23 protein-coding genes are annotated in these 21,814 nt (G+C 37.7%); 18 read left to right on the top strand and 5 right to left on the bottom strand.

The window, feature by feature from the left end; genetic code table 11:
- The first annotated feature begins 189 nt into the window (after positions 1-189).
- Together GI584_RS18590 and GI584_RS18585 are read left to right on the top strand one after the other, a co-directional pair.
- Positions 190-522, top strand: a complete 333-nt coding sequence (locus GI584_RS18590) for a PadR family transcriptional regulator (RefSeq protein ID WP_100359298.1) — start codon at positions 190-192, stop codon at positions 520-522.
- Entirely contained in the window at positions 522-1,493 is a 972-nt protein-coding gene (locus GI584_RS18585) for a permease prefix domain 1-containing protein (protein WP_153792157.1), read from the top strand. The genes GI584_RS18590 and GI584_RS18585 overlap by 1 nt, the downstream gene beginning before the upstream one ends.
- Before the next feature lie 202 nt (positions 1,494-1,695).
- On the opposite strand, the gene GI584_RS18580 is transcribed toward GI584_RS18585, so the two are convergent.
- Both GI584_RS18580 and GI584_RS18570 read right to left on the bottom strand, forming a co-directional pair.
- The gene (locus tag GI584_RS18580; RefSeq protein WP_153792156.1) at positions 1,696-2,454 is read right to left on the bottom strand and encodes an amidohydrolase family protein; all 759 of its coding nucleotides are present in this window, start codon (positions 2,452-2,454) and stop codon (positions 1,696-1,698) included.
- Between the two features lie 217 nt (positions 2,455-2,671).
- Positions 2,672-3,910, bottom strand: coding sequence for an IS110 family RNA-guided transposase (locus tag GI584_RS18570; RefSeq protein ID WP_153790542.1), 1,239 nt, complete (start codon positions 3,908-3,910; stop codon positions 2,672-2,674).
- 496 nt (positions 3,911-4,406) lie between these two features.
- On the opposite strand from GI584_RS18570, the gene GI584_RS18565 reads away from it, so the two are divergent.
- Complete coding sequence (locus GI584_RS18565; RefSeq protein ID WP_153792154.1) at positions 4,407-4,847, top strand: cell wall hydrolase; 441 nt, start codon at positions 4,407-4,409, stop codon at positions 4,845-4,847.
- Positions 4,848-5,035: 188 nt separating this feature from the next.
- Here GI584_RS18565 and GI584_RS24110 read toward each other — a convergent pair whose 3' ends face one another.
- Positions 5,036-5,521, bottom strand: coding sequence for an ATP-binding cassette domain-containing protein (locus GI584_RS24110; protein ID WP_228552438.1), 486 nt, complete (start codon positions 5,519-5,521; stop codon positions 5,036-5,038).
- A complete protein-coding gene (locus GI584_RS24105) occupies positions 5,479-5,670 on the bottom strand; it encodes a hypothetical protein (protein ID WP_228552272.1) in 192 nt (63 codons plus the stop codon). Before GI584_RS24105 ends, GI584_RS24110 begins: the two co-directional genes overlap by 43 nt.
- Positions 5,671-5,956: 286 nt before the next feature.
- On the opposite strand from GI584_RS24105, the gene GI584_RS18555 reads away from it, so the two are divergent.
- The 15 genes from GI584_RS18555 (at position 5,957) to GI584_RS18485 (ending at position 20,733) form a co-directional block, all read left to right on the top strand.
- Positions 5,957-6,730 carry a DeoR/GlpR family DNA-binding transcription regulator gene (locus GI584_RS18555; RefSeq protein ID WP_153792153.1) on the top strand — a complete coding sequence of 258 codons (774 nt, stop codon included), beginning with the start codon at positions 5,957-5,959 and terminating at the stop codon, positions 6,728-6,730.
- Positions 6,731-6,796: 66 nt separating this feature from the next.
- Positions 6,797-7,777 (top strand): sugar ABC transporter substrate-binding protein, encoded by a 981-nt coding sequence (locus tag GI584_RS18550; RefSeq protein ID WP_153792152.1) that lies wholly within the window; start codon positions 6,797-6,799, stop codon positions 7,775-7,777.
- A gap of 70 nt (positions 7,778-7,847) precedes the next feature.
- On the top strand, positions 7,848-9,347 hold the full coding sequence (locus GI584_RS18545; protein WP_153792151.1) for a sugar ABC transporter ATP-binding protein: 1,500 nt from the start codon (positions 7,848-7,850) through the stop codon (positions 9,345-9,347).
- Complete coding sequence (locus GI584_RS18540; protein ID WP_198509384.1) at positions 9,344-10,339, top strand: ABC transporter permease; 996 nt, start codon at positions 9,344-9,346, stop codon at positions 10,337-10,339. Before GI584_RS18545 ends, GI584_RS18540 begins: the two co-directional genes overlap by 4 nt.
- A 26-nt stretch (positions 10,340-10,365) precedes the next feature.
- Positions 10,366-11,385, top strand: a complete 1,020-nt coding sequence (locus GI584_RS18535; protein WP_153792150.1) for a carbohydrate kinase family protein — start codon at positions 10,366-10,368, stop codon at positions 11,383-11,385.
- A 12-nt stretch (positions 11,386-11,397) separates the two neighbouring features.
- The gene (locus GI584_RS18530) at positions 11,398-12,249 is read left to right on the top strand and encodes a class II fructose-bisphosphate aldolase (RefSeq protein WP_100359306.1); all 852 of its coding nucleotides are present in this window, start codon (positions 11,398-11,400) and stop codon (positions 12,247-12,249) included.
- A gap of 199 nt (positions 12,250-12,448) precedes the next feature.
- Complete coding sequence (locus tag GI584_RS18525) at positions 12,449-12,949, top strand: RDD family protein (RefSeq protein WP_153792149.1); 501 nt, start codon at positions 12,449-12,451, stop codon at positions 12,947-12,949.
- 93 nt (positions 12,950-13,042) lie between these two features.
- Entirely contained in the window at positions 13,043-14,179 is a 1,137-nt protein-coding gene (locus GI584_RS18520; protein ID WP_153792148.1) for a sensor histidine kinase, read from the top strand.
- Entirely contained in the window at positions 14,176-14,808 is a 633-nt protein-coding gene (locus GI584_RS18515) for a response regulator transcription factor (RefSeq protein ID WP_100359309.1), read from the top strand. The genes GI584_RS18520 and GI584_RS18515 overlap by 4 nt, the downstream gene beginning before the upstream one ends.
- A gap of 123 nt (positions 14,809-14,931) precedes the next feature.
- Complete coding sequence (locus GI584_RS18510) at positions 14,932-15,864, top strand: ABC transporter ATP-binding protein (RefSeq protein WP_100359310.1); 933 nt, start codon at positions 14,932-14,934, stop codon at positions 15,862-15,864.
- Positions 15,865-15,876: 12 nt separating this feature from the next.
- Positions 15,877-17,142, top strand: a complete 1,266-nt coding sequence (locus GI584_RS18505; RefSeq protein WP_153792147.1) for an ABC transporter permease — start codon at positions 15,877-15,879, stop codon at positions 17,140-17,142.
- Positions 17,142-18,257 carry an ABC transporter permease gene (locus tag GI584_RS18500; protein ID WP_153792146.1) on the top strand — a complete coding sequence of 372 codons (1,116 nt, stop codon included), beginning with the start codon at positions 17,142-17,144 and terminating at the stop codon, positions 18,255-18,257. Before GI584_RS18505 ends, GI584_RS18500 begins: the two co-directional genes overlap by 1 nt.
- A gap of 315 nt (positions 18,258-18,572) precedes the next feature.
- Positions 18,573-19,007 (top strand): PTS sugar transporter subunit IIA, encoded by a 435-nt coding sequence (locus tag GI584_RS18495; RefSeq protein ID WP_194842039.1) that lies wholly within the window; start codon positions 18,573-18,575, stop codon positions 19,005-19,007.
- Positions 19,008-19,011: 4 nt separating this feature from the next.
- On the top strand, positions 19,012-19,278 hold the full coding sequence (locus GI584_RS18490) for a PTS sugar transporter subunit IIB (protein ID WP_153793013.1): 267 nt from the start codon (positions 19,012-19,014) through the stop codon (positions 19,276-19,278).
- Positions 19,279-19,467: 189 nt separating this feature from the next.
- The gene (locus tag GI584_RS18485; protein WP_267902828.1) at positions 19,468-20,733 is read left to right on the top strand and encodes a PTS ascorbate transporter subunit IIC; all 1,266 of its coding nucleotides are present in this window, start codon (positions 19,468-19,470) and stop codon (positions 20,731-20,733) included.
- Between the two features lie 258 nt (positions 20,734-20,991).
- Here the strand turns inward: GI584_RS18485 and GI584_RS18480 are convergent, their stop codons facing one another.
- On the bottom strand, positions 20,992-21,813 hold the full coding sequence (locus GI584_RS18480) for a carbohydrate ABC transporter permease (RefSeq protein WP_100359314.1): 822 nt from the start codon (positions 21,811-21,813) through the stop codon (positions 20,992-20,994).
- Between the last annotated feature and the right edge of the window lies 1 nt (position 21,814).

The raw sequence follows: 21,814 nt of genomic DNA, 5'->3' as shown, positions 1-21,814 counted from the left end.
TCATCTGTAAGACCCTAACTGATCATAATCTCACTTAAGAGAAAGACGGTGTGAATGGATATTTCACACCGTCTATTTTTTTATACTTTGAGAATCAAATTTTTACTTCACCTGTCGTAGTAATTGTGATAAACTAAAATTACTACGACAGGTGAAGTAAGTTTGGTTGTGGAAAGGGGGATCAGCTTTTTGATTAGTAGTGATGTTATTCGAGGATACAATGATACGATTATTCTTTATTTATTGTTAGAAAAAGAGTCCTATGGATATGAAATTTCAAAAAGAATCAAAGAGTTATCCAATGGCAAGTATGTCATAAAGGAAACCACCCTTTATTCAGCATTTAACCGCCTTTTGAAAAAAGGTTATATTGAATCTTTTCATAACGAGCAAACCTTTGGAAAAAAACGAACGTATTATAGAATTACCGAATCAGGGTTGCTTTATTATCATGAAAAGTGTAGAGAGTGGGAGTTAACGAAGGAAGTAATTAATCAATTTATTAGGGAGGATTATCTATAATGGATACCATTATTAATTACGTGGATAATATGTTTGCTTCATTACCTAAATCTACTGAAATGAGGCAGTTAAGGGATGAACTTTTAGCTAATATGGAAGAGAAGTATCATGAATTAAAGCTGGCTGGTAAAACGGATAATGAGGCAATTGGGATTGTTATTTCGGAATTCGGTAATATTGATGAAATAATCGAAGAGTTCGGCATTTCGCAAGAAGATGTCGTGACACAACCATTATTAACTGAGCAAGAAGTGGATGAATATCTTCAGGTAAGTAAAAAGTCAGGTCAAAGGATTGGAATTGGAGCGGTTTTGTGTATTTTCGGTTCAGCCATGTTTGTTCTTTTGCTAGGTTTATTTGAAAATGGATACATGAACGGCTTGTCTATGGAAACAGGAATGTATATAGGAGTAATTTTACTATTATTATGTGTAGCGACTGCGGTCGGCTTGTTTATCTATTCGGGAATGAAATTAGATAAGTATAAATTTATTAGTTTGAAAGGGAATTTTGATTTACCAATTGATTTAAAAAGTAAGATTAAAACAATGAAGGACGCTTACCAGCCAACTTTTACGACCATCATGATTGTTGGTGTTGTGCTTATAATATTATCTCCAGCTGTTCTTCTTACCATGATTACTTTTAATGAGCATTTAGCTAATTTTGGTGTGTTTATTATGTTAGCCATTGTATCAGTTGCAGTGTATTTATTCGTATATTTTGGTAATATGTATGCTGCATACGATAAACTGTTAAAGGATAATTCGCAACAAACAAAAGAAAAAGATGAAGATCGTGTCATAGGTGCCGTAGCTTCGATAATTTGGCCTTTAGCTGTCATCTTTTTCTTAATAAGCGGTTTCGTTTATGGCCAGTGGTATATTAATTGGATTGTGTTTCCTATTACGGGTCTGTTATTTGCTATGTTTAGTGGAGCTTATTCGATTTTGGTAAGAAAAGCTGAGTGATTTCATTTTGTGCATACTGGTCTAAAATAGAAAGATGAATTTATTTATACAGTTTACAATAATTAGATTACAAGTAAACTTGCATTACTAAAGCAACCCTCCATACAGAGAAAGCTTTGGTAATGCATCGTTACCTGATTGTATTTAATATATTCTCAAACTGTTTTCGCAATAACCAACTGATAGTTTCAAGAAAAATTTATCACGGTGCTAATCGTCCGTAAAACTCCCACTTCATAGCATTTTCATATAAAACTTTTTTAACTTGTTCTTCCTCAAGAATATCGTAAAGCAATTCTATATCTGAAATATTAAAAGGTCTTTTCGCCCTTGTTGAAGGTAGGTCTGTTCCAAACATGAGCGCATCCGGATTTATGGAATAAATAGTTCGAATTGCTTCTCCTGGATCAAAATCAATTCTTCCGAAACCAGTTGCTTTTACTTTCACACCTTTTTCTACTAGAGATAAAAGTGCAGGATAGCCACTTTTTGATAACCCCAAGTGATCTATTGAAACCGCTGGAAGCTTTTCAACTGTTGTTGCTATCTCCGTTAAGGATTCAGTATTAATGTATAGCTCTGTATGCCAATTCGCCAATTCATATACTCTTCTCGCAAAATAATCCAAATGTGATATATCCTCAGAGCCTCCACGATTTACATTAAAACGAATGCCTCTCACACCCAATTCGTTTAGTCTAATAATTTCCTCATCTGATGAATTGTAAGGTAATTGAGTTACCCCAACGAAATTTTTACCAAGGGTTTGTAAAGTGTCAACTAAATATGATTGATCAAATCCTTGAAAGGAGCCTGATACAACAGCACCTCCTACTACATTTAAGTTTTTTACACTGTTAAGATAATCTTGACTGGTAAAAGTAGCAGGAATAAAGCCTTGGTTTTCAATCAATGGAAATGTTTTGTCAATAATATGTAAATGTGAATCAAAAATTTTCATGTTTTATTCCTCCAACCATTACAAATGACAGGCTCCATTTTCATCTGTGGTGTAGCACTGGCTTGCGCTATAAGAATGACTAAACCAGCTAATAGTTTGTCAATATTTTTCAATAAAAAAATTAAAATACCCATGATATACTAAAAAAGAACATGCTAAATAACCTTCCTATTAGTTGTAATTGGAAGGATTTGTTGTATTTAGTTAGATATAGTTTCTAAGCTATATCTTGGAAAGTAGTTCTGCTTTTTAGTAAAGCGTAAATCCAATGTAAGAGCTTGTTAACACATGCAATAACTGCTACTCTAAAGGGTTTTCCTTCTTCACGTTTTTTATCGTAAAACTCTCTTAATCTTTTATTGCGTGCCATGATATCATCTGTTGTCTTCTTTTTACGAGAATCTCGAATACCACTTTGGACCGCCATATATAAGGCATGGCGAAGTCTATTGGATCCTCGTTTAGTAATTCGATTAACGGATGCCGTAAACTTACCAGAGGAATAAACACTTGGATCTACTCCAGCAAATGCAACGAGCTTTTTGGCATCATTGAACCTATCTATCTCTCCAACTTCAGAAATAATCGTGCCGGCGATTTTTTCTCCGATACCAGGGATAGACTGGAGTATATGATATTCTTCAATTTCATTAGCGAGGGCATCTATTTCAGTCGCAATTTTCGATAGATGCTCTTGGTATTGAAGAACAATCGTCACCAACACCTCAAGATTAAAGATATGACTCTCGTATAAGTTTTTCTTAAATGGATTACGAAGAGCTGCATCTCTTAGTTTCTGTGCTTTTTCTATTGCCCAGAGGTCGGAACGACTCTTACATAACGCACCAATCCTGTCTGCTAATTCTCTTTCACTCATCTTCAAAACTGCCTCAGATGTTGGGAATTCAAGTAAAGTAAGCAACGAAACCTTAGAATATAAACTACCAAATACACCTCTATATTCTGGAAATACCTGATCCATCAAAGAGTGCAGCTGCAACTTAGTTTTTGCGGATATTTCTGCAATGCTTTCCTGTTGTCTAGTAAGATTGCGAAGGTTTAATAGCTGAATGCCTCGCTTTTTATAAGGTTCTAATTCTTCTTTATAAAACAGCTCACAAAGGTGATAGGCATCCACAGCATCTGTTTTAACCTTACGCAGACTTGAACTTTTGGCACGATGTGAAATGAGAGGATTTACTATAATATAAACATACTGTTGTTCCTCCAAAAATTGAATAACGGGAGTATGATAGTGACCAGTTGACTCTAGAACTACCGAAGGTGGATTGCCATTAGCTGCGTCTTCAACTTCTTCAAGAAATTCTAGTAAGTTACCTAGTCCATTAAGATCATGCTTAATACTAAAGCTTTTACGATATGGTTTACCTTTATCTAAAAAAGCTTGGAGCTGACTTTCCCCTTTTGAAACATCCAGACCAACGACTGGATTCATAGAATATCTCCTCCTAGAATAATAAATTAGTCGGTATCCCCTAAAGGCTTCTTGTAATGTCATAGGTTCGCTTGTTAAACGGGATCTATTGTCCCAACCAGCCTGAAACATGTTTATACAAGTAGGGGGTGAACAGTTTAGCTAACGGGATCGAGTCCCACGGGTGCGACGTTCTACCCCGACTACCGTTATAATAAGACCATATAAAAAAAGGTCAACCAGAAAATAAAGGATACTCTTTAAATATCTGGCTAACCTTATATTACGAACGGGTACGTTTCTTCAGTTAAATATCTTAATGCTTTAACTTTAACATATTATGCCAATATTTCTAGATTGATTTACTACGAAAAAATAGACCATCAAAAATGATATCTGTCTTCATTTAATTCTTGACCTGTTTGTTAAAGTTTTAACAAGAATAATTTTAAACTAATTATATAAAGTCTACATTTTTAAAGGAATTTCTCATACAATTCTCTTAGAGGTGATGAAAATGGCACGAGTAAAATATACAGACAGTGATGTAGCTTTAGTGGCAAGGATGATGAGGGCAGAAGCAGAAGGTGAAGGGCGACTAGGGATGCTTATGGTTGGTAATGTAATTGTAAATCGACTTAAAGCTGATTGCTTAGATTTTGAAGGTTTAAGGGCTATATCGCATGTAATTTATCAAGTACAAGGTGGAAATTATTCATTTGAAGCAGTACAAAAAGGAAATGTTTTTTATAATAGAGCAAGAAGTGCGGAAAAAAGATTAGCTAAACAAACTTTAGACTATTGGAGAGAGCATCCTTCCAAGTATTCTCTTTGGTATTTTAACCCAGTTGGTGAATGTCCACCTACCTGGTACGGTCAACCATTTACAGGGCAATATAAACAACATTGCTATTATGAACCACAGGCTAATACATGCGAAGGTGCTTATAGATGGTAAAAAAATCTCCACACATGGTCTGAATTTTTTGATCGTTAGTCCTCGTTAATTTTAAGTACAAAACTACACGAATTTAATGAAAAGGATCTTCTAAAACCTGTTTATACTACCTCTAATTGCGATTCTACAAATTGAATTTAACTATAACCTCATTCGCCACCCTTGTGAAGAATAAATAGCCCAAATAATTATAATTGGATTCTATTGATGGGAAGATGGATTTTAAGAATAAACCAATTATCATTCAGCTCTGCATCCATTTTCCCATCCATCTTTTCAACTAACTTTTCATGCAAAATACCGTAATGTGTAGCGACCTGTGAAAGTTCGTCAAGTAAGTGACTGGAAAGCAAGACAGTAATGTCGCGTTCTGACACAAACCGTTGAATGATTTCACGCATTTCTACAATTCCTGATAGATCCAGTCCATTTGTAGGCTCGTCTAAGATTAAGAACTCAGGATTGGTAATAAGTGTGGAAGCAATTGCTAAACGTTGTCGCATTCCTAAAGAGAAGTTCTTTGCTTTCTTTTTACCTGTATGACTAAGGTTTATTAAACGAAGTAATTCATCACTCTCTCTTTCACTCACACCACCATTTGCCGCTTGTACTTTTAGGTTCTCTCGAGCCGTTAATTCTGGATAAAGTGCTGGTGTTTCAATGGATTGTCCCATTTGCACATGAATGTTGATTTCCCTGCGTCATTTTCCCCGATTAATCCGTAAATCATCCCTCGATTAATTTCAATCGATACTTTATCAAGCACTTTGTTTATGCCATATATTTTTGAAACATTTGTTGCTTTAAAAATCGTTTCCGACATATATTAATCACCCTTTCAATGTGGATAAACTCATCATAAGCGTTAGGTATAAATAATTAGACGAGAAAGTATAAAAAAAGTGTAAAGAATTAATTGCCAATCATTTGATCAATAACTCTTGACAAGTATCCGTATTTGTTCAACTTCAATGGAAAATCCCCAAAGATCACATCCAAAAGTCAGTTAGTGATTTTTTCTATTCTTCAAGTATATTTTATCTTCCTCGCACATAATGTTTTAAAAATGTTCGATTTAAACAATAACGAACAAAGTGAGGAATATATACATGAAAAAGACCCTAAATCGAAGGCAATACAAGATCTATAACTTATTAAAAATAGAAGAAGACGTAAAAGTAAATGATTTAGCCAAAAAATTTAACGTAGCAGAAATGACGATAAGAAGAGATTTAGAAAAACTGGAGGACCAAGGCTTAGTAAAACGAACTTTTGGAGGCGCTATCTTATCTGCTAATACGGATATAACCTTTAATCATCGCAAGACATTATATGTGAAAGAAAAACAGTCAATCGGCTATTCTGCAGCACAATATATACAGAACGGTGATTCTATTTTTGTCGATGCTGGTACAACAACCTCCCATTTGCCCCGTTATTTATCAAACAACCTGGCGATATCACTTGTAACAAATGGGGTTAACATTGTTTCTCACATCCATGATTCGAACAAAGAAAAGATTTTATTAGGTGGTATTTATCGAGATTCCACGAGGTCTCTAGTTGGCCCGATTACCCAGTCGCACCTTGAAAATTTATATTTTGACAAGGCCTTTCTATCTGCTTCTGGTTTTTCTGTAGAGAAGGGGTTTACAAACTCGAACAGCTTGGAGGTTCAAATTAAACAAAAGGTGATGAAGCAATCGAATGAAGTAAATTTGCTCATTGATAGTTCTAAATTTGAAAAAAATTATCTTCATAAAATTGGTGATTTACACGACATTCACCGTATTTTTACAGAAAAAATGCCACCTGACAGTCAGAAAATAGTCATTAAGAAATTAGGAGTGGAACTTGTCATATGTGACAGCTTCTTACAATAGGATGGATAACGTTAATTAATCACATGACGTGATTTATTAAAAAATTTTAAAGGGAGAGGTCAAGCTATGAAAAGAAAATGGTTATTATTTTTATTTCTATCGGTATTCGTTTTGTTGTTAGCTGCTTGTAATGAGGAAACCGAAACTAATGGAGAGAATGATTCAGGGGATGACGCTGGCGAAGAGAACGCTGATAGCTATACTTTCGGTTATACATCGATGACGCAAAACAATCCTTTTTTTCAAGTCTTAGAGGAAGCAATTAGAGAAAAAGTGGAAGCCAATGGCGATGAGTTGATTACAACCAATCCGGCGATGGATGTTGAGTTACAAATCAACCAGATCGAGGACATGATTGCTCAGGATATTGACGCGATTTTTCTAAATCCGGTTGATTGGGAAGGGATCAGACCTGCATTAGTAATGTTAGAAGAAGCTGACATTCCGATTATTAATTATGATACAGAAGTGAAGGATTTTGAATATGTGACAGCATATGTAGGGTCTGACAATAAGAATGCAGGAAAAGTAGCAGGTGAAGACTTAGTGGAAAGATTTCCTGATGGTGGGGAAATAGCAGTTCTCGATAGCCCAACGATGAATTCGATAAATGATCGAATAGAAGGGTTTATGGAGGCTATTGATGGTCATAACTTTGAAATTGTTGCCCAACAGGATGCCAAAGGTGATTTAGAGACTGCACTTGATATTACGGAAGATATTCTACAGGCACATCCTGACATTATTGCGATAATGGGTGGAAATGATCCAACTGCATTAGGTGCTTTGGCAGCAGCAAAATCAAATAATGTGCAGGATATTGCGATCTACGGTGTAGACGGATCACCGGATGCTAAAGCTGCTATTGCAGAAGGTGGTTCATTTGTAGGTACAGGTGCTCAATCCCCGATTTCAATCGGAGAATCCTCTGTAGATGTAGCATATCAATTTTTGAGTGGTGAAGATTACGAAGAAAGAACACCGGTAGAAACCTTTCTTATTAACGAAGAAAATGTGGAGGAGTACGGGGTAGGCGGCTGGCAATAAAGCAGTAAGGAGTTTTGCAGATAGTGTAAAACTCCTTACCGTACACAAGGTCAAGAAAAGAGGTGATGGTATGAGTGCAGAGCTATTAAGTATGAATCGTATCACCAAGTCATTTCCAGGAGTGAACGCATTAAAAGAAGTAGCTTTTCATCTGAAGCCTGGTGAAGTGCATGCTTTGCTAGGAGAGAACGGTGCAGGGAAATCAACTTTAATTAAAGTTTTAGGTGGGATCTATCAGTCGGATGACGGGGAAATTTTTGTCAATGGCAGGAAAGTGAATATAGAGAAGGTTACTGATGCGCAAAAAAACGGGATCAGTATTATCCACCAAGAAATTGTACTCGTTCCTTATTTATCAATTGCAGAGAATATTTATCTGGGAAGAGAACCATTAACAAGCACCGGATTTATTGATATGGAAAAAATGATAAAGGATTCTAAAAAGTATTTAGATGATTTTGGTCTGGACTTGAACCCAAGAATGATCATTAAAGGATTGACGGTGGCACAACAACAAATGATAGAGATTATTAAAGCAGTCTCCTTTGAAGCTAAGATCATAGTGATGGATGAGCCGACTTCTTCGTTAACAGATAAAGAAGTAAAGGCATTATTCCAGACCGTTCGCCGTTTAAAAAAACAACAGGTTGGCATCATCTATATCTCTCACCGTATGGAGGAGTTATTTGAGATTACCGATCGTATTACAGTGATGAGAGATGGTGAATATATCGGAACAGTGGAGACGAAGGAAAGCACTCATGATGAGTTAGTTGCGATGATGGTAGGTCGGAGCTTAAGCAATATATATTATCGGGAGAAAGGATGGAAGACCACGGAAAAGGTATTAGAGGTTAACCAACTTTCAAGGAAAGGTGTCGTTGAAGATATTAGTTTTGATTTAAAAAAAGGAGAGATTCTAGGCTTTTCAGGTTTAGTTGGGGCAGGCAGGTCGGAGTTGATGAGGTGTCTGTTTGGTGTTGATGCTTATGATGAAGGTGAAATCCTGTTGAATGGCAAGCGGGTAACAATAAACCAGCCTAATGATGCGATGAAACATGGATTAGCTTATGTGCCGGAAAGCAGAAAGGACCAGGGTTTGTTTCTGTCTAAAGCAGTGGATTACAATATGTCGATCAAAATTCTAGATCAATTTATGAAAGGCTTACGAGTAGACGATAAAGTCGAACAGAAACAGGTAGATTATTATATTGATGAGCTAAATATTAAAACACCCCATTCGAAACAGACGGTAAGAAATTTAAGTGGTGGAAACCAACAGAAGGTACTGATATCAAGGTGGTTAGCCACAAAACCGAGTGTATTAATTCTAGATGAGCCGACAAGAGGAGTAGATGTTGGAGCAAAGTTTGAAATTTACTCGATTATGCAAAAACTGGTCGAAGAAGGGGTTTCGATTATAATGATTTCTTCTGATCTGCCAGAAGTTATTCATATGAGTGATCGAGTGGTTGTGATGTATAAAGGGAAAGTCGGAAAAATTTTAGAGGGAAACGATATAAAACAAGAACAAATCATGTATTACGCTACAGGGGGTGGAAAAAGATGACTCCATTAACCTATGAAAATGGCAAAGAATCGATATGGTTTAAAATGAGCCATGCTGTGACGAATTTTATCAGAGAGAATATGGGGATTTTAATTGGATTAATTGTATTATGTAGCTTTATCTCGATTATTAATCCCGATTTTTTGTCTACTAATAATCTCATGAATGTGTTAAGACAAACCTCTACTAACATGTATTTGGCGATCGCTATGACAATGGTCATCATTTTAGGAGGGATTGATTTATCCGTCGGTTCTATTATTGCGGTAACGGGTGTTGTCACAACTCTGTTAATTGCAATGTTAGGCTTTCCTGTTTGGGCTGCGGTGGTAGCAGGATTATTAGTTGGCATGCTTTTCGGTGCGTTTAACGGTTATGTTGTCGCCACCACGATTATTCCTCCTTTTATTGTGACCTTAGCTACCATGAACATTGCCAGAGGTGCTGCCTATGTCTTTAGTGATGGAAAACCGGTAAGAGTGATGTCTGATTCTTTTAATAACATTGGTTCTGGTTATATTGGCGGATTTCTGCCAGCACCTGTCCTCTATTTAATTATTATTTTAATCATTGCATACGTCATTATGAATAAAACGAAATTAGGAAGATATATGTATGCGGTTGGGGGTAATCCGGAAGCAGCAAAATTTGCCGGAATTAATATTAAGAAGATAAAAATTATCGCTTATAGCTTTAGTGGGCTAATGGCAGGGGTAGCAGGGATTGTCTTATCTTCGAGAATGTTTTCTGGCCAGCCAACTGCAGGTGATATGGCGGAGTTAGATGCCATTGCTGCTGTTGTATTGGGTGGTACAAGTATGACGGGTGGATCAGGCAAGATCGGTGGAACCGTCATCGGAGCACTTATCATCGGTGTTTTAAGTAACGGTCTCAATTTAATGGGAGTCAGTTCCTTCTGGCAATATATCGTAAAAGGTATCGTTATCCTTATCGCAGTATATGCAGATGTGATTAAGAAGCGGAAGCAGTAACTTTTTAGTATAGAGGGGGTGTATTTTTGCGTAATGGAATAGCAATTGCCGGTACTGTCATGGTCGATGAAATCAAATCAGTGAAAGGATACCCAGCTAAATCAGAATTAACGACGATTGAACAAATGAAGCGATCAATGGGAGGGGCTGTTTCTAACTGCTCGCTATCTTTGGCTCATATAGATCCAGATCTTCCGATTGAAATTATTGCTTATGTTGGAGAAGACGAGAAAGGTCAGTATGTGTATGAAGGCTTTTCAAAATATGAGAATATCGATTTAAGTAAGGTAAAGTTTACTGGTGATACGCCATTTACCGATGTTATTTTTGATGAAATCGATAAAACGAGAACTTTCTATACCTATAAAGGAAATTCTACTGCTTTTAACGAAGACGCCTTCCCACTCACTGAGATCAAAGCGAAAATTTTGCATGTTGCCTATGTCCTTTTGTTAGATGCCTTGGATAAAGAGGATGAAGAATATGGGACAAAGCTAGCAAAACTATTACACCATGCCCAAAAAGAAGGGATCCAAACATCGATTGATATCGTAAGCGAAAATAAAGATAGATATGAAAAGGTTGTGCCACCAGCTTTAAAATATACGAATTACTGCATTGTCAATGAATATGAAGCAGGAAAAAGTACTGGCATAGAATTGCGGGAGCAGGATGATAGTTTGATAGGAAGTAACATAAAAGAAGCGTTGACTACAATGAAGAGGATGGGGGTGCAAGATTGGGTAGTCATTCATGCACCAGAAGCTAGCTTTGGGTATAACGGGCAAACATTTTACAGTTTACCTTCTCTACTGATCGATAAAAATAGAATCAAAGGTACAGTTGGAGCTGGTGATGCCTATGCAGCCGGTATTCTATATAGTGCAGAAAAAGGTAATTCACTTTATGAATCTATGAAAATTGCCACCGCCAGTGCTGCTTCCTCTTTGTTAGAAGAAGATAGTGCTTCCGGTGTGAAAGATATACACACATTAAAGGGGATGTATGATAACTGGGAGAAACGAGAAGAAATTGCTTTTTTATAAGGGGGATAAGGTATGTTAATTACACTTAAAGAAAATCTGGAAATGGCGGAGAAAGGAAACTATGCGGTTGGTGCCTTTAATGTTCCTACTTTGGAATCGGCACGAGCAGCACTGGAGGCTGCGGAGGAGTTACAAGCACCGATTATATTAGCGCATGCCGAGGTTCATAATGAGATAATGCCACTGGAGTTTATCGGACCAATTCTGGTGGAGTTGGCGAAAAAGGCAAGCGTACCGGTTACAGTTCACCTGGATCACGGTTCTCGTTTTGATTTAATCAAACAAGCGATTGATATAGGTTTTACTTCTGTCATGATTGATGCTTCCCATTTACCTTTTGAAGAAAATGTGAGAGAAGTGAAGAAAGTTGTAGCTTATGCCAAAGAACGAAATGTTTCAGTGGAAGCGGAATTAGGTGTGATGACCGATTCCACAATAGGTGGCGGAGAAAGTTATGACGGGGCCGAGAAAAGTGAAGGTATTTATACCGATCCGGAAACCGCCAAAGCATTTGTGGCCGATACAGCTATTGATGCATTAGCAGCTGCGTTTGGTACCGTACATGGCATTTATTTAGAGGAGCCTAAATTAGATTTTGATCGATTAGAACAAATCTATCAAGGTACAGGTAAACCAATCGTTATGCATGGTGGTTCCGGCCTAAAAGAAGAGGATTATACCCAGACGATTAATGCAGGGGTGCGGAAAATCAATTACTATAGCTATGCAGCCAAAGCAGGAGCAGAAGCTGTAAAGCACTATGTAAACCATAATGAACACATTTTTTATCATGATATTACTACTGTCGGAAAAAATGCTATGAAACAAAATTATCAACGTGCTATTGAAATATTTATGAATTAATAGTAACAAGCTTGCAAGCACCTGAACAGGTAGTTGCAAGCTTTCTTTTATAGGGAAAAAATTTCCCTGTAGCACTCAAATTAATAGTATAATGGATAAAACGTCGTATGTCCGCGAGTTAACCTTTTCTTCTGGCGAGATATATTCCAATATTTCGCAAACAGACTCACACCTTTTATTTTAATAAAGGAGGTTTCATATGGAATCTGTTGCTACAAGAAAACAACGGTTTATCGCTCTATTGATTGACTGGCTATGTATTAGTACATATCTCATCTTGCTTTTAGGAATCATGCAATTAGTTTATTGGCTCGCTTTTAATGGAACTCCCGCTTTTTCGAATGGACAAACTCAACTTATAGCTACTCTCACCTCTGTGCTTCCAGTTATTATTTTATTTTCGATTATGGAAGGAGGCTCTCGTGCTTCCACTTTTGGTAAACGAATCAAACGATTAAAAGTAAGCTATCCTGATCATCCCATAATGAGAAGTACGATACGCAATATTGCGAAATTTTTACCTTGGCAACTAGGACATATGGGTGTCATTCATGGAATGTATCATGACTTCAATTGGTTGGCTATGACATTAATTAGCATCTCTATGTTGTTAGCTTTTCTCTACATTATCATGGTCGTTATACGTCAAGATCATCGCCACGTAGCAGACTTATTAGCTGGAACGACGGTAGTAAAATAGTAAATTTCTCAAGTCCTTGATGCGACACTTCATGAATCATAGTATAATTAGGGGCAAAAAGGACGATCGTTACTTTCGAAGGAGTATGTCGATATGAATAAAACATATTTTATGTGGATCGCTATTCATTGCCTTGTATGGCCATTAGCATTTTGGGGATCGGATCTACATTTATCATTACAACTGCTGGCGAGTTTCTGTTTATTTTTAATCATCTTGTTCATTATTCCACTTTTTTCCGAAAAACCGCTCATACAAACGGTATTATTCAGCATACAGGCGCTGACACCATTGATTATTTTTTACCCTGTTGATCATCAGTTAAATCAATATTTGTTACTTGTACAAGCATTAGTAATAGCAGAAGCTGTTTTCAGATTATCGCTGTTAAAAAGTGTGCTTGTGATGCTGGTTCAATTTGCTGGATTACTATGGCTTCTAACGCAAACAACTCTTTCTACTTACCAATTAGCTTGGTACGCCCTTTTTTACATATTAGTCATTATTGGACTGTTGTATTTTCAATTTGTAAAAAGAAGTGAAATAGAAGTCAAGGAAAAGAATGATGTGTTGCTAGATGAATACAGAAGGATGAAAAGACATCTGGTTACAGAGGAGGAGAACGCCAGACAGGATGAACGGATGCTGATTGGGCATGAAATTCATGATTCTGTCGGGCATAAACTCACTGCTCTGTTAATGCAATTAGAGGCATTCCGCTTAAATGCGGATGAAAAAGATAAAGAAAAGGTCGAGAAACTAAAAGAATTAGCAGAACAAAGCTTGGAGGAAACTAGACGAGCAGTGAAATCCTTTAAACAAAATGAAGTCGGCGGATTGCAAGGTTTGATAAGATTAATTCGTAAATTAGAAATGGAAAAATTCATGAAAATCAATTTTTCCGTAAAGCATGGTGCATTCGCTGCATCATTGACCGGAGAGCAGTCATTTGCGATTTATCGAGCGGTACAAGAGGCACTAACCAATATTATGAAACATAGTTCTACAAGAGAAGCACACATTTCTTTTGAGGCACCGGGTGGAAGTATCTTTCGCTTTGAAGTGGTGAATCCTGCAAAAACGAATTCCTTTTTTCAAGAAGGTTATGGTTTAAATGCCATGCGAGACCGATTGGAAAAGGTGGGAGGCACTTTGGAAATACATCATGATGAGCGTCAGTTTGCGATCAGAGGCAGTATTCGATTAATGGAACGGAGAGGGTCAGTATGATAAGAGTTTTGTTGGCAGAAGATCAGGTGATGGTACGTCAAGGTTTGAAGGCGATGATCGAAACAGATGGTGATATTGAAGTAACTGGGGAAGCGGATAACGGTAGACAAGCTGTAGCATTGTGTGAAAAACAGTTATTCGATGTCGCCGTTTTAGATATTCGTATGCCTGAAATGGATGGCATTGATGCGGCTAAAGTATTACGATCCCGTTTTCCACATCTGAAAATTTTAATGCTGACAACTTTTGATGATAATCAGTATGTGATGGATGCATTAAAACTTGGTGTCAGTGGCTATATGCTGAAGGATGGAGATACTGAATCACTGATCCGCTCAATTAAAAGTGCGTTAAAAGGAGGTCTCTCTCTTCAAGATCAGGTGGCAGCAAAAGTGATGCCTGCATTACTGCAAAAAGAAGAAAAAGAGGCCATTGATCCGACGTTAACACCACGAGAAAGGGCAATTTTGAAATGTATTGGGGAAGGACTAAATAATAAAGAGATGGCAGAACGATTAGGACTGTCAGTTGGTACGGTTAAAAATCAAACTAGTCAAATATTAGATAAATTAGAATTACGAGATCGGACCCAATTAGCGATATATGCAATTCGTCACCATTTAGTATGAAGAAAAAATGACTAAAGTAATATATGCCTGAGGATTAAATGACCAGAGTCAGTAGTGACTTTGGTTTTTTTGTTTTAAGATGGATACATATGAATGGTGCAAGAGAAAAAAGGAGGCAATTCCATGCTTGAAACGATACATTTAAGTAAGTCATTTAAGGGAAAAAAAGCGGTACAGGACGTTAATTTATATCTCGATACTGGGGAATCAGTGGGTTTGTTAGGTCCGAACGGTGCCGGGAAATCAACAACGATTTCCATGATTTCGACTTTACTAAAGCCTACTGCTGGTGAAATAAAGTTGAACGGAATCAATACGGTGAATAAACCAGGAGAACTAAGAAAAATTTTAGGTGTGGTACCGCAGGAATTGGCGCTTTATCAAGAGCTTTCTGCTTATGAAAATCTAAAATTTTTTGGCTCGATTTATAAAATGAAAGGCAAAAAATTGGAGAAAAGCATTCAACATGCCTTGGAAATTGTTGGATTGAAGGACCGCCAGAAAGATTTAGTAAAAACTTTTTCCGGGGGTATGAAGCGGAGAGTTAACATAGCTGCTGCATTGTTGCATAAACCGCAAATATTGATTCTTGATGAGCCGACAGTCGGTATTGATCCGCAATCAAGAAATCATATTCTCGAAACTGTACGATCCCTAAATGAAACAGAAGGCACAACGATTTTATATACGAGTCATTATATGGAGGAAGTGGAGCAGTTATGTGATCGTGTATATGTTATGGATCATGGTGAGGTTATTGCGGCGGGAAGTAAAGCGGAATTACTCAGTATTTTATCGTCAGAAGATACAATCAAGTTGGAATTAAGCATGATTGATGAAACTTTTGTGGAAAAAGTGAAATCCCTGGAAGGTGTTCGTAAGGTGGAAACGGCTAACTCGCAGTTGAAGGTCATTGCTAAAAAAGGAAGTAACTTAATCAGTGAGCTTGTCCATCTAGCTGACGGACATCAAATTCAATTGCTGAATTATCAAACTGAAACACCTAGCTTGGAGGATGTATTTCTCCATTTAACAGGTCGGACATTGAGAGATTAAGGAGGTGTAGATATGGGAAGTTTCATCAAAAAGGATTTATTAATGTTTTTACGAGATCGTAAAGAAATCCTTATCGTACTTTTACTTCCAATTGTTATCATCTTTGTGTTAAATCTTGCTTTTGACGGATTGTTTGACAGTGATGAGGAATCAACGATGGATTTACAATTGGCCTTGGTCAATCAGGATGATAACGAGAATGTAGCAGAACAATTGCAGCAAAAGCTGGTTGCAGAGGGTTCGGTTGACGAAGCAGAAGCAGCTGTGATCGCAGAACAAGCAAGCTATGGTGATCCTGTACAAGCTTTATTTGGTTTTCTTGAGAGTGAGGACCTGCAAGAGTGGGTCACTGTACACGAACAGGATGAGGCAGTAGCGGCAAAAAAAGTAGAGCAAGGTGAGATCGATGGCATGCTCGTTATTCCGAATGGTTTTGCGGTGGAAAGTCTATATGCCGCCTTTACCGGTGAATCTCCAAATGTTTCGCTGATCTATAAAATGGAAGAGGAAACGACAAACAACGGAACCTTATATGATATCATTCACAGTTTTATAGATAATCTGAATTACCAATTTGCCATCCAGCAAATTGGTGGAAGTAATGAAACTGAAATAGTTCAGCCACAAGGTGGTGTGGAACAATTGGGAGAAGGAGAAGCTTTCACATTGTCCCAATATTTCACGCTCGCGATGGGAATTTTGTTCGCATTATTCTTAGCGATTACGGTAGCAGCTAAGACAGGTGAAGAAATAAGACAGCAAGTTTTCAATCGGATTGTGGTGACAAATAGTCATCCTATGCTGTTTTTGGTTGGGAAAATGGTATCTACATTTATTTTAGCATCGTTACAAATGACTGTCGTCTTTGTTTTAGCGCACATTATATTAGATGTATTTCCTGGCCGTTCCGTCGACTTTTGGCTAGGGGTTGGGATAATCATTACACTGTTTTCTCTAGCAGTTGCTAGTTTAGCAGCGGTGTTCACATCTATTTCATTAAGAATGAAAAACGTTGATGCTGCTAATGGTGTGTTTAATATTATTGTTATGGTTTTAGGTGTACTTGGCGGAAATTTCGTACCGATCTACGTTTTCCCTGCCTGGATGCAGAAACTTGGTGAATGGACACCGAACGGCTTGTCGCTTTCAGTGTTGATGGAGTGGATTCAATACGAACAATCATCTTCTTTAATAATGCCAAGTCTGATGCTGGTAGGTTTCTTTATACTATGTACCTTGGTTGGCTTAGCGATGTATCCTAGAAGGGGGGAAGCATAATGAAGTCGGTAATATGGGCACAATTTTCTAAAGATAAACGTAATCCGATCCTTGTTCTCGCATTTATTATTGGAAGCATTCTTGCGACCCTCTTTTTTGCAGGTGGCATACAAACACCAACAAAAGTAGCTATTTTTAGTGAGGAAGTGAATGCTAAGGAAATTGAAGCAAAATGGGAAGAACTTTTAAATGTCGATGATTCCTTAAATTTTGTTGTAACAGATCCTGACGAAGCTCGTGAGGAAGTGCGGGATGGCAATATAGATGTAGCAGTTCAATTAATGGAGATGGATTACAGACTTTTAGTTACCTCTAAGCTTCCGACTGTTTCTATGGTCAGACAGCATGTTGATAAAGTGTTTCAACAGGAGGCGCAAATTAGCTCATTGATCAGCTCAACAGAGGATGAAAATGTCCGAGGAGAAGTTGAAAATTATTTAGCTGATGCGCCTGTGCAAATGGAAGCACAAGGATTAGATAGTGAAGAGGTACCGAACTATAACATGAGTATTCAGTTAATGTTTGCTTTTACCTTTCTGATCTCGATGTTTCTTGTTGGATTTAAAGTTAATAATGTTACTAATGATAAAGTTTCCGGTGTATGGAACCGGATGATTCTATCTCCGATCAGTAAAACGAGTATGTATTTCGGCTATATTCTCTACAGCTTTTTGATTACGATGTTTCAAATTGTTATTGTTCTGGTAGTCTTTAAGTATGTGATGAATTATGAGCTGGGTGATAACTTGTGGATGCTTGTATTAATTTCCGCGTTTTTTACATTCAGCATGATCAGTATTGCGATGCTTTTAACCGGACTCGTAAAGTCACCGGAGCAATTTTACGCCATTTATCCGTCTCTAATACCGCTTATACCCTTAGTAAGTGGAGCATACATGATGCCGGGTACGATCTCAAATCAAGTATTGTTGTTTATTGCAGACTTATTTCCAATGGCACATGCAATGGATGCGCTTATGTCCGTTATCTTCTACGATGCTAACTTCAGTGACATTCTGATGTCTTTGTTATTCATGCTTTTGATTGGTGTTATATCTATGGGGATTGGTATTAATCTTATCGAAAGACGTGGTTTGAACAAGGGAGCAAAGTAAATGACCTTAGTTATTTTAAGTGCGGAAATATAGTGGGGAAGAAGAGAGAACCTAGGTGAGTCAGGGTTCTCTTTTTGTGGATTTTATCTGTCTTTTTTCACGAAAAAGAACGTCGAATAGAAGTGGTTTAATCGACGCTATGCTCCAAAAGCAAGGGAAAACATCGATTAGACCTTCAGTAGAAAAGAGATTGTCCCAAAGTCAATTGCTAGCACTTACTTATGGGACCACCCCCTTTTCTTTTTTATGTACATAAAATCTAACTGCTAGCGATATATTGTAATAGGGCTAGTACGTTTTAAAGGTGGGGTCCGAGTGAAGCTAAATGAAGAGGTTATTCGTGTAGGGCAGTTGGCATCGGGTTGGGAAGAGGCAGTAAAGCAGTGTGGGCAGTTATTGATAGAAAATGGAAACGTGGAAGCGCGCTATGTCCATGCAATGGTGGATAATGTGCATACATTAGGTGCGTATATTGTCATCGCACCGGGAGTGGCATTACCGCATGCTAGACCGGAGGACGGGGTGTTACAACAAGGGATAAGTGTTAGTGTTTTGCAAGAACCTGTTTCTTTTTTCTCTGATAAAGAAGCGATCGTCTTTATTGGTTTAGCTGCGCAAGATAAAGTAATGCATTTACATTTATTGAAAGCGGTTGCGGAGGTGATAGGTGACAGTGAAAAGTTAGCGCATTTAAAAAAAGCAAGAACGGTTCGCGAAGTACAGCAGTTGTTTGATAAAGAAAGCGGGTGAAGTGATGAAAATATTAGCTGTTTGTGGAATGGGTTTTGGTTCAAGTATGATGCTGAAAATGACAGTGGAACTGGTGTTAAAAGAATTAAACCAAGTGGCAGATGTAGAGACAGCAGATTTTAGTACAGCAGCTAGTTTGCCAGCAGATCTTATCGTGACGAATGCAGAATTTGCTAAGCAGCTGGATGATGGATCAAAACCAGTAATAGCGATAGACAATATAGCGGATAGCCAGGAAGTGAAAGAGAAATTGATAGGGTTTATTGGATAGCATTAAAGACCGTTTTTGATGTCTAGCTCCGAGTGCCAAAAACTAGTCGACTTCACGAAAGCGCCTTACGATAAGTCATCATCGGTTCGTTTTTCTCAGTGATTCCTTTATCTCAGTTGCTTCGGTCCTGACGCTACGTTTTTAAGCGGGCACTCTGCGCTTTTCTTATAACCTGGGGAGGTGGATCAAGTGGGCTTTTTTGAATTCTTGATGAATGAAGTCTTAAGTATTCCTGAGGTATTAGTTGGTCTGATGGTTTTAATTGGTCTGGTTGCTCAACGCGCTATCGTGTCAAAGGTTCTAACTGGCACATTAAAAAGTGTGATAGGATTTGTCATATTAGGTGCTGGAGCAGGGGTTATTATTGGTTCCTTAGATTCATTGGGCGGTATTATTGAAGAGGCGTTCCAAATTCAAGGGGTTGTACCGAATAATGAGGCAGTAGTGGCATTAGCACAACAGATGTTTGGTGCGGAAACAGCCCTGATTATGGGATTTGGATTTGTTGCGAATATTTTATTTGCACGTATTACGTCATGGAAGTATATTTTCTTAACAGGACATCATACCTTTTTTATGGCTGCATTATTATCGGCTGTTCTTGGTACAGCAGGATTAAGTGGATTTTGGTTAGTTTTTATCGGTTCTTTGTTATTAGGGTTTTTAATGGTGATCATGCCTGCATTAGGCCAGCCTTTCATGCGCCAAGTAACTGGTAATGACCAGGTGGCGATTGGCCATTTTAGTACATTTGGCTATATTTCAGCCGGCTTAGTTGGAAAATGGTTTGGCAATAAAGAAAAGTCAACAGAAGATATCAAAATCTCTGATCGCTGGGCATTTATAAAGGATTCTTTAGTTTCTACTGCTTTAACGATGGTTGCTATTTTTATTATTATTGCTGTGTTAGCAGGTTCGGATATTGTTTCTAATTACAGCGGTGACCAGAATTATTTGATGTTTAGTATTATGCAGGGGATTACCTTTGCAGCTGGACTTAGTATTATTTTATTAGGTGTACGAATGATTTTAAATGAAATTGTCCCTGCATTTAAAGGGATAGCAGATAAAATTGTGCCAGGTGCTAAACCTGCATTAGATGTGCCAATCGTCTATCCATATGCACCAACAGCTGTGATGATTGGTTTCTTGTTTAGTTTTGCAGGTGGATTAATTAGTATGGCGGTTTTAGGGGTGCTTGCTCTGCCACTGATCATTCCAGGTCTTGTGCCACACTTTTTTACAGGAGCAGGTGCAGGTGTATTTGGTAATGCAACGGGTGGTCGCTTAGGTGCTGCTTTAGGTGGCTTTGTTAACGGGGTATTCATTAGCTTTATTCCAGCTTTTTTATTGCCAGTGTTAGGTGATCTGGGATTTGCTAGTACTACCTTTGGTGATACGGACTTTGGAATAGTTGGTATTCTGATTGGTATTTTTGCATCCTTTTTTCAATAAATGAACAAAAGCGCAGAGCGCCGGCTTAAAAACGTAGCGACTGGAGCGAATCAACTGAGATAAAGGAATCACAGTGAGCCTGCGAACCGATGATGACTTATCGTAGGGCGATTCGTGAAGTCGCCTAGTTTTTGGCGCTCGGAGCTGGACATGGCTATATATGGTTCTAAATGTTATCCACAAGCCAAAAATTTTATAATTTCCTAGACTAAGATAAAACCAGTCGTGACCATTCTCACGGCTGGTTTATTAGGTTACTTATCCTTTCACTGATCCCGCTGTCATCCCCTCAATCAATTTTTTCTGTGCAAAGAAGAACATAATACAGACAGGTATGATCGTAATAATTCCCCCAGCCGTTAATAAATCCCACTGTACACCCAATTGACCGATTAAATTCTTTAGTGTAACAGGTATCGTTCTGGTCGCTTCATTCGTAAAAAGCACGGCAAAGGTGTATTCATTCCATGATTGAATAAAGATATAGACCCCAGTTGCAACGATTGATGGCGTAAGGACTGGTAAGATTATTTTTATAAAAGCTGTTGCCCGATTAGCTCCATCAATCATGGCTGCTTCCTCTAATGCATTAGGCAAGTCTTTCAAATAACCTGTCAGCATCCATACCGAGAAAGGTATCGTAAACGTAGCATAAGCCATCACCAGTGAAATCGGCGTATATAATAAATCAAAACTGCGCATGATCGCAAATAAAGGAATAAGCAACAAAACATTCGGAAACATATTATTTGTTAAAAATAAACCCATCAGCAGACTTTTTCCTTTGAATTCATATCTTGTAAAAGAGTAAGCTGCTAAAGTAGAGACAAAAAGTGTAACAAAGGTAGTAATCGTTGCTACTAAGAAACTGTTCCACATTGGTAAAAGGAAATTAAATTCTCCAAATAACTTTTGATACGAGGCTAATGTTAACTCCTTTGGCCAGTAGGTAACAGTGGAACCATATAACTCATGTTCAGGTTTAATGGATGTGACAAATGTCCAATAAAAAGGAAACAGCAAAAACAATAAAATAGTACCCAATGGAATATATAATGAAATAATTCTCTTCCAACGCATC

It is taken from the genome of Gracilibacillus salitolerans (assembly GCF_009650095.1).
GTDB classification, from domain to species: Bacteria; Bacillota; Bacilli; order Bacillales; family Amphibacillaceae; genus Gracilibacillus; species Gracilibacillus salitolerans.
Note: the sequence above shows the minus strand (reverse complement) of the source record. Positions and strands in the feature narration are given on the sequence as shown.

Coding starts and splice junctions, on each gene's coding strand:
- GI584_RS18525 (WP_153792149.1), top strand. CDS start 12,449: ATGGAATCTGTTGCTACAAGAAAACAACGGTTTATCGCTCTATTGATT.
- GI584_RS18555 (WP_153792153.1), top strand. CDS start 5,957: ATGAAAAAGACCCTAAATCGAAGGCAATACAAGATCTATAACTTATTA.
- GI584_RS18480 (WP_100359314.1), bottom strand. CDS start 21,813: ATGCGTTGGAAGAGAATTATTTCATTATATATTCCATTGGGTACTATT.
- GI584_RS18520 (WP_153792148.1), top strand. CDS start 13,043: ATGAATAAAACATATTTTATGTGGATCGCTATTCATTGCCTTGTATGG.
- GI584_RS18510 (WP_100359310.1), top strand. CDS start 14,932: ATGCTTGAAACGATACATTTAAGTAAGTCATTTAAGGGAAAAAAAGCG.
- GI584_RS18505 (WP_153792147.1), top strand. CDS start 15,877: ATGGGAAGTTTCATCAAAAAGGATTTATTAATGTTTTTACGAGATCGT.
- GI584_RS18570 (WP_153790542.1), bottom strand. CDS start 3,910: ATGAATCCAGTCGTTGGTCTGGATGTTTCAAAAGGGGAAAGTCAGCTC.
- GI584_RS18580 (WP_153792156.1), bottom strand. CDS start 2,454: ATGAAAATTTTTGATTCACATTTACATATTATTGACAAAACATTTCCA.
- GI584_RS18585 (WP_153792157.1), top strand. CDS start 522: ATGGATACCATTATTAATTACGTGGATAATATGTTTGCTTCATTACCT.
- GI584_RS18515 (WP_100359309.1), top strand. CDS start 14,176: ATGATAAGAGTTTTGTTGGCAGAAGATCAGGTGATGGTACGTCAAGGT.
- GI584_RS24105 (WP_228552272.1), bottom strand. CDS start 5,670: ATGTCGGAAACGATTTTTAAAGCAACAAATGTTTCAAAAATATATGGC.
- GI584_RS24110 (WP_228552438.1), bottom strand. CDS start 5,521: ATGGGACAATCCATTGAAACACCAGCACTTTATCCAGAATTAACGGCT.
- GI584_RS18490 (WP_153793013.1), top strand. CDS start 19,012: ATGAAAATATTAGCTGTTTGTGGAATGGGTTTTGGTTCAAGTATGATG.
- GI584_RS18550 (WP_153792152.1), top strand. CDS start 6,797: ATGAAAAGAAAATGGTTATTATTTTTATTTCTATCGGTATTCGTTTTG.
- GI584_RS18500 (WP_153792146.1), top strand. CDS start 17,142: ATGAAGTCGGTAATATGGGCACAATTTTCTAAAGATAAACGTAATCCG.
- GI584_RS18540 (WP_198509384.1), top strand. CDS start 9,344: ATGACTCCATTAACCTATGAAAATGGCAAAGAATCGATATGGTTTAAA.
- GI584_RS18565 (WP_153792154.1), top strand. CDS start 4,407: ATGGCACGAGTAAAATATACAGACAGTGATGTAGCTTTAGTGGCAAGG.
- GI584_RS18545 (WP_153792151.1), top strand. CDS start 7,848: ATGAGTGCAGAGCTATTAAGTATGAATCGTATCACCAAGTCATTTCCA.
- GI584_RS18530 (WP_100359306.1), top strand. CDS start 11,398: ATGTTAATTACACTTAAAGAAAATCTGGAAATGGCGGAGAAAGGAAAC.